The following is an 11,466-nucleotide window of genomic DNA, read 5'->3' as shown; positions in this document are numbered from 1 at the left end:
CTGGCATAAAACGGTTGGCGTGGTAGCGGCAGCAGTAGGGTCACAAGCCTCCCAGGCGAGACCAGGTTCGAGGCCTCCGTGTTCGATAAACATGCTATTTCGCAGTCCGGGCAGGATGGCAAACTGGCCGCGTACGGAGGGGCCGCACAACAGCGCCACCGCCGCGATTCGCCGGGGCGTTCTTCCTCGGGCCATGTCCGGTGTCATCAAAACCAGTGCTTCAGCATGCGCACACTTTCCAGCGGATGCCAGCCGAAAATTAAAAAAGCCCCTGAAATCAGGGGCTTGGGGTAATGCCGTTAAGTTAAGCTGCTGAGCCAACTATCAAATACGTCGTCCCCGCGAAGGCGGGACCCAAGTCCTGCAAACGTCGTTGAAACGCTTGCAGGATTGGGTCCCCACCTTCGTGGGGACGACGTTTTTATGCTAACTCAAGAAGCCTTTTGCCTTAACTTAACGCCATTAGGGGCTTGGGGTGTCTTTAATGCCTGAATCTGCCAGCAACTGCCGGGTCGGGAATCACTCCACTCGATTTTGCAGGAAAGCGACTTTATCTATGTCCTCGGTGTAGCGGTCGATTCTCTCGATCGCCTCTTGAATGTGGGCCAGATAATCGACCAACCGCTGCCGATCCTTGCTCATACCGGCACAGCTTCGGCAAGCACTGTTGCCCGGAATGTCTCGGGAAGCGCCCTCGGCGTAAGCACGTCAACTGGTACTCCAAGCAATTCCAGGAGTTCGTGTCGGATCGCCCCGATGTCGAAAAGTGTGGTTTCCGGCGTCGGGTCGACAAGTAGATCCAAGTCACCCTCATCCGTGTCGCGACCTTGAACCACAGATCCAAATACTCGAGGGTTGCTGGCACGATGTTCCGCCACAATCGTGCGAATAGCTTCCCGGTGTGCGCGTAAGGCGATAGATGGTTTCATGGCAACGGTCCGCGTAGTTCGGAGATGTTGGAGAGATCGTACCATTGTGAGTACATCGCCCAAGGTTGTGTGGGCCGCCATCCCAAGACCGTACGCGGAAACGAATGCACACTCACGACGCCCCTGCCTCCTACCCCCCCTGTCCAGCAGCGGCAAGTGCGCTTTCAAGTCGCCCGCGACCAGCGGTCCTGACATGGGTCATCCCCAGCCGCTTCGCCATTGCAACCACGGCCCCTTCCCTGGGCGCGCCTTCAGCAATGACCGAAAAGGCTACGGACACCAGCTCGGCCATACAAATTTCGTCCAGAGTTCGCCCGCCTTCAATATCGCCGCGGAACGCAACAGCAGTCCCAGGCCCTCGACCTTCCGCCCAGAAAAACACCCCAACGTCTTCCGCGGTGTGCGTTAGACACGAGAATGCGATCGAAGAAACGCGCTCCTGGATGCGCGCCCCAGTTCGCTGCCAGCCATGCTGGCGTGCAATCCTGCGCGCCAGCACAGTGTCCCTGATCGGTCCTTCGTTCCCGACGATTTCTCGCACCAAGTCTCGAAGCTGATCGTCGTACGCCGCGGCAAAGAATGCGTCAGCATTCAAGGAGGCGCCAGTTGAATGTTCGAGCTCCAGCTCCCTGACAGCAGGCGCTTCGCGATGGGCATCGCCATCACCCTGCGCAGCGGCTCCGACCGGTCCCGCCATATCTGCTGCAACCTGGGTGTCGGCCAGCACGCTGTCCTCGGTCCTGGCCTTGGCAATCGCTTCCCTGGCCTGCGCCGACGCTGCTTCACGCTGGCTCTCATGACTGCGCCGCTGACGGCTTGCGTCCAGCAGGTGCTCGAGAGCCGCATGCACCCTCTCGAGCGTTCCCTCCCGGTCGACCCACCAGTCGGTCGACCAAATCCGGACGATTTCCCAACCCAAGCCACGTAGTACCTGCTCGCGCAGCATGTCGCGATCGCGCGCGGTCGCTGAACGGTGGTAGGTTGCACCGTCGCACTCGACACCGCACAAATAGGTACCAGGAGCATCGGGATGAACGACCCCCAGGTCCACGCGGAATGACGATGCGCCGATCTGCGTCTGCACCTGCCACCCCTTCGACGCCAGAGCAGCCGCGACCGCCTCTTCAAACGGACTCTCGAACCCGCCCAGGCTGCCCTTGGTCGCCTCCGCCAATGCACGAGGCCCTCGTTCAGCGAACTCCAGGAAATGCTTCAGGTCCCTGACCCCTGCCGCTTGCGTGCGCGACAGATCGAACTGTTCAGCTTTGAGACTTGAAAAAATGCGTAGCTCTTGCCGGGCGCGGGTAATCGCCACGTTCAGACGGCGCTCGCCGCCATCCCGGTTCATCGGCCCGAAGTTCATCGATACCGCGCCCGACAGGTCAGGCCCATACGTGACTGAGAAATAGATGATATCGCGCTCGTCTCCCTGGACCGATTCCAGGTTCTTCACGAACAACGGCTCCAGTTCCACCTCCGAGAAGTACGACTCCAGCGTCGGATCTTTCCTGCGTTCTTCGTCAAGCAGGTCTTCGATGAGATTCATCTGCTCGGTATTGAAGGTCACCACTCCGATGGTCAACCTCGATTCCTTGAACCCCGGCGATTTCAGGCGAGCAACGATGTCCGCCACCAGCGCCTTGGCCTCCGATTTATTGATGCGCGCGCCACCCTTTTCATACACGCCGGCGACGTGATGGAAGCTGACGGCACGGTCTTCGGTGACTGGAGACGGGAAGGTGACCAGGCCGCCGCCGTAGTAGCGGTGATTTGAGAAGGCTATCAGCGATTCATTGCGGCTGCGGTAATGCCATGCCAAATTCATCGTGGGCAAGTTCGCACCCATGCACTCGTCGAGAATACTTTCCAGATCGGTCTCGACATCCTCGTCATCCGACGACGATTCGGCGCGATCGAAGAACGCCGTCGGCGGCAGTTGCTTCGGGTCGCCGACCATGACGACCTGACGGCCGCGTGCCATGGCGCCGATCGCGTCCCACACCGGGATCTGCGACGCCTCGTCGAACACCACGACGTCGAACGTGCTGGCATCCGCCGCCAGATACTGGGCGATCGATAGCGGGCTCATCAGCAAGCACGGCGTCAGTTTCGCCAGGGCGGTCGGAATGCTCTGCATGAGTTCGCGCAGCGGCATGTGCTGCTTCTTCTTGCCGATCTCATGCCTCAACACACCCCACTCGGACGCGCGAGGCACACTATCGGCCTTCGGCATGCCAGCGCATAGCGACGCCCGCACCCATGCCCGGGTCACGTCGGTGAACTGTTTGTCGAGCGCGCGGAAGTCGCCGATTCGCTTCTCGTGTTCGGCAGATACAAAACCGCGGACGACGGGTTCGTCGTCGACCGCACGATTGAGCCACCAGCGGCTGTAATTGGTCTCGAATACGCGTAATACTTGGTTTGGCCCAATCAAGCCGCTTTCCATCGCGTGAACGATTGGGCCCAGCGCAAGCGCCAGTGTTTCGTCTCGCACTTTTCGCCACGCGCACCAAGCCCTGAGACGCGGCTCGGCAGCCGCGATATGGCCGCAACAGGCAATCAGATCGTCGAGCGCCATGGCGTTAAATTGCAGTACTACACCTTCGTCAAAAGCGCCAATCGTTGCCAATGGAGAGATCGCCTCCTGCAATACCTCGAGCGTGCTCCGGTACTGCTTGGCCGCCTCGACAAAAGGCCCAGAGGGATCGAGCAAGGCGTTGCCTTCGTCCACCATCTGCTCGAATGCCTGTCGCAGCGCGGCTGCGTCATCCGGCGACTCGGCCAGGTTGGCGATTGCGGCAGAGACCACGGCATGGAAAGACGCCACGCGCTCAATCGCCTCCGCGCTGGTCTGCAGCCCTGCCCATATACCACCAGTCAGCTCGCGTAGCTCATCTAATCCACGCAGTTTATCCTCGACGGCGTCGCGCTCGCGCAACCGCTGGTAATCGCTTGCCAGTATCGCACCACAACCGGATGCTGCGACCTCGTCGTGTTCGCCCTGCAGCGTCCCCGCGTCCTGGACAGCGCGGAGGGCGGTTGCGAAGCGCAGCGCGGCACCCAGTAAATGCGGCTGGGTAGCGTCGCCAGCCCACAGTCCCTGCGTTTCCGCCGTCAGCGTCTGCATGCCGGCAATCTCGGCGTCGAGGCTGCGCAGCGTGCGCAATCGATTCAGGTCGTTGGCCAGCGCGGTACCACATCTACCATTCTCGACTGCCTCGAATTCCTGGTCTGCCCATTCGGCGCGCCGACGTGCCTGGGTCAAGGATTCCTGGAACCGTAGTGCGGTTCGAACGAATTCCTGCCGGGTCTTCAAGCCTGTCCAGATTCCTTCAACCATGGGACCGATCTCGACCCCCGCAAGCTCGGATTTCAGGTCGCGAATGCGTACCAGGAGCGGAAGGTCCCCGGCGATGTCGGCATCGCCGTCTCCCGTCACGCAATCCTGCACGGCCTTGGTGATCGCACGTTTGCGCAGCCACGACATCGGCCAGGCGCTGCGCTCTGCCTCCACCCAGCCCCGCTGCAACTGATGGACGTTCACTTGCTCGACCTGCTCGCCGTACCGGACCGACAAGCTATCTTCGCTTGCCGCCAGCTCCTCCAGCAGCCGCAGTCCTTTCTCGAGCTCGGACACTACATCGGACGACCATGGTTTCCCAAGCTGTGCATGCAGACCTTCACGTTCGGCCAGCAATGCGAGCGCTTTCTTGCAGCGGGCGACGACAGCCTCGGGCCAGGCGACGCTGATTTGCGCAGTCAGTTCGCGATGCTGGAGCACATATTGCATTCCTTCGCCCAGTCGATCCAGCAGCATTCGCACATCGGGACGGAAGACGAAGCCCCACTGGTGTCCGAATGCGTCGGGAAGGCAGCGCGACAGGTCGGCGATCGCAGTGCGGGCACGCCGGTTTGTCGGAAGACCCAGCAAGCCGGTAACGTCCTGCAGTGCCGAAATCGCGCGCTGGGTGTTCTGCGCTGCCGGGACGACCGTGCGCGCTGCGGTGATGAAGCTCTGCTGCCAGGTCGGCGTCCAATCAGCGCGCCCGACTGCCGTCAGCGGGCCTTCGACCAGATCGCCAGCACCGACCGCTTCGGCATTGACCTCGAGGCGTTCGGCCAGATCACGCAGATGGTCGAGCTGCCCGAGGTCATGAGCATTCGCATCGGCCCAGTACAATTCGACGACGGGCACATCCATGCCATCGACGACCTTGCCGATCGCAATGTAGATGGTCAGGCCATTCCGGTGCCGGTGGTGCAATCGCTCGACGTAATGGTTCAGGTCGTCACGATAGCGCTTCAACTTGACGGCCTGGGCGCGCCATTCTTCGGGATCAACATCGCCCTGCGCATCCCAGGCCTTTTGCAATTGCGCGATCACGTCGAGCTTACGTGCTTTGCTCGAATGCAGCTCCAGGCAAAACTCTCCCAGGCCCACCTCGCGCAGGCGCCGGTAGACAACGTCCAGCGCCGCGATCTTCTCGGATACGAAGAGGACACGTTTGCCCTCGGCGAGGCATTGAGCGACCAGGTTGGCAATGGTCTGGCTCTTACCAGTGCCAGGCGGCCCGATCAGGACAAAGTCCTTCCCGCGTGCACCCGCCATGACGGCCGACAGCTGTGACGAATCGGCAGGCAACGGGCAGAAGGTCGATTCGGGCGCAAAGTCGGCGTCAAGCTGTTTCGGCAACGGGAATGCGATACTGGATGGATACGGCTCCCGCGGGGTGTCGATCAGATGGCGCACGACCGCGTTCTGCCGCAGTTGGTCGGTTCGCTGCGCCAGATCGACCCACATCAAGTATTTTCCGAAGGAGAAGGATGCCAGAACGACTTCGTCCGACACCTCCCATCCCTTGACATCGCGGACCGCATGCGACACGGTCTTCCAGATGCGTGCGATGTCCAGGCCGGCGTCGTCCTGCGGAAGATCGCCATCGACGACGCCGAGGTTCAAACTGAAATCCTGGCGCAACATCTCGACCAGGGTAGGATTAAAGCGTGGTTCATCCTCATGAAGGGATACCGTGAAGCCAGAGCGGGCGCTCTTGCGGTGCAGAGAAACCGGAATCAGGATTAGCGGCGCCTTGTACTTCTGCCCGCCCTTATCGTCGCGCGTCCAGTTCAGGAAGCCGAGCGCCAAGAACAGTGTGTTAGCGCCCCCTTCCTGCATCGTCGTGCGCGCATGGCGATACATGTCGACTAGTCTGGTCTCGAGTTCAGTATCCTGCATGCCGATAAACACCTCGCGCCGCCTGAGCGCGTCCAGCGCATGTTCGCGGCGTACGTCCTCTTGGGAGCGCTGCTGATGCACAGCCTGGTCGCGCGGGTCACGTCCATCCATCAGATCGGGTCGCGGCAGCAGCCGGATTGTCGCCCCGCCAGACAACACGTCTTCCAACGCCCCGGGGTCCGGGGCATCGATCCGGACTGCCTTCTTGCCTGCCTTGAAATTGAGTAGGTTATTGCGTAGCGACAGGTCGAGGAGCTTGCGCTGCCAGCGCGCGAGCCTGTCCTTGGGATCGAGCACGGGCTCCTCGGCGACGGCAGCATCGTCAGAAAAATCGGGAGCGCCACTATCGAAGGTCGCCGCAGTCGCCTGGGTCGCGTCGTCAGGCGTCACGACGACCTGGCTATCGCCGCTGGCGAGCGGTTTGATTCGCTGCATCCGCGCACGCCGGATATCGACGACAAGCTCGAACGCTTCCTCGTATTCTTCTGCGATTGCACGTGCGGCGAACTCGGTGGCATATGTAAAGCTCGGCGCTGGACGATGGGTGATCAACGTGCTCTCGAACAACACCAATTCCTTGAGTCGCACGCGCTTGCGGATAGCGGTAACGTCATCCACCACCACCGTCGAGAACTCTTCATGCCGCAGCCAGACCCCCGGGAAGGCGTGCCCTTTCGTGAACACGACCATCGGGTTCAGGCCCGCCTGCTCGAGGGCCGAGCAAAACAGCAGCGTGAGGTCCAGGCAGGTGCCGATACCGGCATCGAGTATCTGCGAAGCGCTGCGCACCTTTTGTCCCCGGTGTTCGAAGCTCGCAGGTGGCAATGCGTAATCAAGACCAAGTCCCGCCACTGCGGTCCACAATGCAGAGGCAAGCTCCCAGGCCCGCTTTGCACCACCTTGATAGCCATCTAGTGCTGAGTTCTTGCCGGCTTCGCGCAGCACTTGGGCAGTGCGTTTCAAGAGCCGGTCGACGGCCAGTTCGTTCGGCTGCACGAAAGCGGCTACGAGATCCGGCAGATGAGCCAATCCACCCCACTGATTACGAGGCAGCAGTTCGATCTTGCGCTCTTCGGTTGCCAGGACCCGCTCTTTGTCCGTTCCTGCAAACTCAAGAAGTGATACCGTAATGGTCGAGGTCTCGGCTTCGGTTAACCTGGCGAGCAGGATGCCGTCCAGCGCAACGTCACAATCCTTGATGTGATACCGCGATATTGCATCGCATGCGTCGATGGACCACGTCTTTGGCTTCACGAACGGCGGGAAGGACTCAAGACGTACCTGCAATTGCAAGAGTTCCCGGTCACTCTGGTTGGCGATCGCCAATTCGCGCAAAAGCGGCACCGCGTTCTGGAAATCAGCGAGGTTGAGCTTACTGGCGTTCGAAATATGAATCTCGTAATCTACTCGCGCCACGACGGTATTTACCGCCGAGTCCAAAACCTGTTCCACACTCATCCCCCAATCCCGGTCACAAACCAACTCATCCTGTTCTACGTGGATCTCACGAAGACATAAGTCCACCTTCAACGGTAACACAATGAGATTTACCAATTACTCACCAAATCTATCTCAAGTGTTAAACCTGCACTTAGACAGTTTTGGCTGTAGTGACCTTTAGCACTATAAAAAAATTCGCTAATCCTTCGCGAGAGATGTTAAATCGTCCACAAAGAGCCAGCCCGAGGATCGCTCCCCCATGTGCCTAATTAGCAACAGAATTGCAAATGTGGAAACAGCCTCTACATATTTACGGGGAACGTCCGTAAGTACTCTTGGGGGATAAAAGATCTGCCGACTAATGAACAGCCGGCGGCAGGTGCGTATGCGGGTTCCGATATAGCTCCGTCGGAGAAAGAAACTGTCCCAACAAAAAAACCGCTGATCTTTCGGTTAGAAAAAATCAGCGGCTTATTTTTTAACTAGAAATCAAAAACTTAAAAAAATCCCTCACTCCCACTCGATCGTGGCCGGCGGTTTGCCCGAAATGTCATATACGACACGGTTCAAACCACGCACTTCATTGATGATGCGATTGCTCACCTTGCCCAGCAACGAATGCGGCAAATGCGCCCACTGCGCCGTCATGAAGTCCAGTGTCTGCACCGCGCGTAGCGCAACCACGTACTCATAAGTACGCCCATCGCCCATCACGCCCACCGACTTCACCGGCAGGAACACCGCAAACGCCTGGCTGGTCGCCTCATACCAATTGACCGGCGCCTTGCCAGCATCGATACCCGGCACCATTGGCACTTCGAACGGCGTATTGCGCAGCTCTTCGATGAAGATCGCATCCGCCTCGCGCAGCAGGTCCGCATACTCTTTCTTGACTTCGCCGAGAATACGCACGCCCAGGCCCGGGCCAGGGAACGGATGACGATAGACCATGTCGTGCGGCAGCCCAAGCGCCACACCCAATTTACGCACCTCGTCCTTGAACAGCTCGCGCAGCGGCTCGAGCAGCTTCAGGTTCAGGGTCTCGGGCAGCCCGCCCACATTGTGGTGGCTCTTGATGGTCTGGCCCTTCTTGCCCTTGCCGGCCGACTCGATCACGTCCGGATAAATCGTGCCCTGCGCCAGCCACTTGGCGTTGGACAGCTTGCCCGCCTCGACCTGGAACACCTCGACGAACTCGCGGCCGATGATCTTGCGCTTCTGCTCTGGATCAGTGACGCCGGCCAGGTGGCCCATGAACTGCGCCTCGGCATCGATGCGGATGACTTTCACGCCCAGATTCTTGGAGAACATGTCCATGACCATCTTGCCTTCATCCTTGCGCAGCAGGCCGTGGTCGACGAACACGCAGGTCAGCTGGTCGCCGATCGCGCGGTGGATCAGCGCAGCGGCGACGCTCGAATCGACGCCGCCCGACAGGCCAAGAATGACTTCATCGGTGCCGACCTGTTCGCGGATCTTGGCGACGGCTTCGCCGATGTAGTCCGGCATGTTCCAATCCGACTTGCAGCCGCAGATCTCGTGCACAAAGCGGCCGATGATGGCTTCGCCCTGGGTGGTGTGCGTCACTTCCGGGTGGAATTGCAGCGCGTAGAAGCGGCGCTCTTCGTCGGCCATGGCGGCGATCGGGCAGCTGTCGGTCGAGCCCATCAGCTTGAAGCCTTGCGGCATGTCCAGGACCTTGTCGCCGTGGCTCATCCACACCTTCAGCATGCCGTGGCCTTCGTCGGTGACGAAGTCGTTGATGCCGTTCAGCAGCGCGGTGTGATTGCGGGCGCGCACTTCGGCGTAGCCGAATTCGCGTTTCAGGCCGTTCTCGACCTTGCCGCCCAGCTGGGCCGCCATGGTCTGCATGCCGTAGCAGATGCCCAGCACCGGCACGCCGGCTTCGAACACCGCCTGAGGCGCGCGCGGCGAATCGCCTTCGAGCGTCGAGTTGTGGCTGCCCGACAGGATGATGCCCGAGGCGCCGTATTCGCGGACGAACTCGTCGCTGACGTCATAGGGGAAGACTTCGGAGAACACGCCGGCGTCGCGCACGCGGCGCGCGATCAGCTGGGTGACCTGGGAGCCGAAATCGAGGATGAGGATTTTGGAATGCATGGGATGCGTCTATGGTGAGGAATTCGTGGAGAGGAATTCGGTAGGGTGGAAGGCTCCGCCTTCCACGCGTCCAGGCAACGCGAGCGATGGTTGAACGCGTGGACGGCAAGCCGTCCACCCCACGAGTGGCCGCCGGGCGGCCGCGCGATATGGCTTATTCCGAACGATAGTTCGGCGCTTCCTTGGTGATCTGCACATCGTGCACATGCGATTCGCGCATGCCGGCCGAGGTGATCTCGACGAACTCCGCCTTCTCGCGCAGCTCTTCGATGGTGGCGCAGCCGCAGTAGCCCATCGACTGGCGCACGCCGCCGATCAGCTGGAAGATGATCGCCAGCACGCTGCCCTTGTAGGCGACGCGGCCCTCGATGCCTTCCGGGACAAACTTGTCGGCCTTGCTCGAGGCTTCCTGGAAGTAGCGGTCGGCCGAACCGTCGGCCATCGCGCCCAGGCTGCCCATACCGCGATAGGATTTGTAGCTGCGGCCCTGGTACAGGATCACTTCGCCTGGTGCTTCTTCAGTACCGGCGAACATCGAACCCATCATGACCGTGTGGGCGCCGGCTGCCAGCGCTTTCGAGATGTCGCCCGAGAAGCGGATGCCGCCGTCGGCGATGCACGGCACGCCGGTGCCTTCCAGTGCCTTGGCCACGTTCGAGATCGCGGTAATCTGCGGCACGCCGACGCCGGCGACGATACGGGTGGTGCAGATCGAGCCTGGGCCGATGCCGACCTTGACCGCATCGGCGCCCGCTTCCACCAGCGCCAGTGCGGCGGCGGCGGTGGCGATGTTGCCGCCGATGACGTCCACGTGCGGGAAGCGCTCCTTGATCCATTTCACGCGGTCCAGGATGCCCTGCGAGTGGCCGTGGGCGGTGTCGACCACCAGCACGTCCACGCCGGCGGCGACCAGCAGCTCGATGCGCTCCTCGTCGCGCGGGCCCACGCCGGTGGCGGCGCCGACCAGCAGCTTGCCCTGCGAATCCTTCGAGGCCAGCGGGTGCTCGTGCGACTTCTGGATGTCCTTCACGGTGATCAGGCCGCGCAGCTCGAACTCGTCGTTGACCACCAGCACGCGCTCCAGGCGGTGCTTGTTCATCAGGCGCTTGGCTTCAGCGGTGTCCGCGTCCTCCTTCACGGTCACCAGCTTGTCGCGCGGCGTCATCTTGGCGCGCGCTTCGGCCTCCAGGTCTTCTTCGAAGCGCAGGTCGCGGTTGGTGATGATGCCCACCACCTGGCTGCCCTCGACCACCGGGAAGCCACTGATGCCGTGCTGCTGCGAGAGCGCCAGCACTTCACGGATCTTCATGGTCGGCGGGATCGTGATCGGATCGCGCAGCACGCCGGCTTCAAAACGCTTCACCCGCGCCACTTCGCGCGCCTGGTCGGCCGGACGCAGGTTCTTGTGGATGATGCCGATGCCGCCTTCTTGCGCCATCGCGATCGCGAGATTCGCTTCGGTCACGGTGTCCATCGCCGCCGACAGCAGCGGAATGTTCAGCGAAATATTACGCGTCAGCTTGGTGCGGAGCGAAGTTGCAGCCGGAAGAATGTTGGAGTAAGCGGGGACGAGCAGCACGTCATCGAAGGTGAGTGCTTTTTGGAGGAGACGCATAGTATTTCCTATAGGCGCAAAAGCAAATTATACAGAAACTCTCAATTTCCGTCGCCGGGGAGGCCAAAATTTCTTTTGCTCGGTGCTCCAGGCAATTGACAGCCGAGCCAGGACATGGCGAAATC

4 protein-coding genes are annotated in these 11,466 nt (G+C 60.8%); all 4 read right to left on the bottom strand.

From position 1 onward, the window contains the following. Positions 1–638: 638 nt before the first annotated feature. Complete coding sequence (locus tag SOM28_RS02700; RefSeq protein ID WP_123069521.1) at positions 639–929, bottom strand: nucleotidyltransferase family protein; 291 nt, start codon at positions 927–929, stop codon at positions 639–641. A 130-nt stretch (positions 930–1,059) separates the two neighbouring features. Continuing rightward, positions 1,060–7,623 (bottom strand): anti-phage protein ProA, encoded by a 6,564-nt coding sequence (gene proA / locus SOM28_RS02695; RefSeq protein ID WP_320467089.1) that lies wholly within the window; start codon positions 7,621–7,623, stop codon positions 1,060–1,062. A gap of 492 nt (positions 7,624–8,115) precedes the next feature. Beyond that, a complete protein-coding gene (gene guaA, locus SOM28_RS02690; protein WP_123069510.1) occupies positions 8,116–9,726 on the bottom strand; it encodes a glutamine-hydrolyzing GMP synthase in 1,611 nt (536 codons plus the stop codon). Positions 9,727–9,880: 154 nt separating this feature from the next. Then, complete coding sequence (gene guaB, locus SOM28_RS02685) at positions 9,881–11,341, bottom strand: IMP dehydrogenase (protein ID WP_123072325.1); 1,461 nt, start codon at positions 11,339–11,341, stop codon at positions 9,881–9,883. Between the last annotated feature and the right edge of the window lie 125 nt (positions 11,342–11,466).

Source organism: Massilia sp. CFBP9026, from assembly GCF_034045165.1.
GTDB classification, from domain to species: Bacteria; Pseudomonadota; Gammaproteobacteria; order Burkholderiales; family Burkholderiaceae_D; genus Telluria; species Telluria arenae.
This window is presented reverse-complemented; position numbering and strand designations above follow the sequence as displayed.

Bases quoted from the DNA above. Each gene is read 5' to 3' on its own strand.
- proA (WP_320467089.1), bottom strand. From the start codon at position 7,623: ATGAGTGTGGAACAGGTTTTGGACTCGGCGGTAAATACCGTCGTGGCG.
- guaA (WP_123069510.1), bottom strand. From the start codon at position 9,726: ATGCATTCCAAAATCCTCATCCTCGATTTCGGCTCCCAGGTCACCCAG.
- guaB (WP_123072325.1), bottom strand. From the start codon at position 11,341: ATGCGTCTCCTCCAAAAAGCACTCACCTTCGATGACGTGCTGCTCGTC.
- SOM28_RS02700 (WP_123069521.1), bottom strand. From the start codon at position 929: ATGAAACCATCTATCGCCTTACGCGCACACCGGGAAGCTATTCGCACG.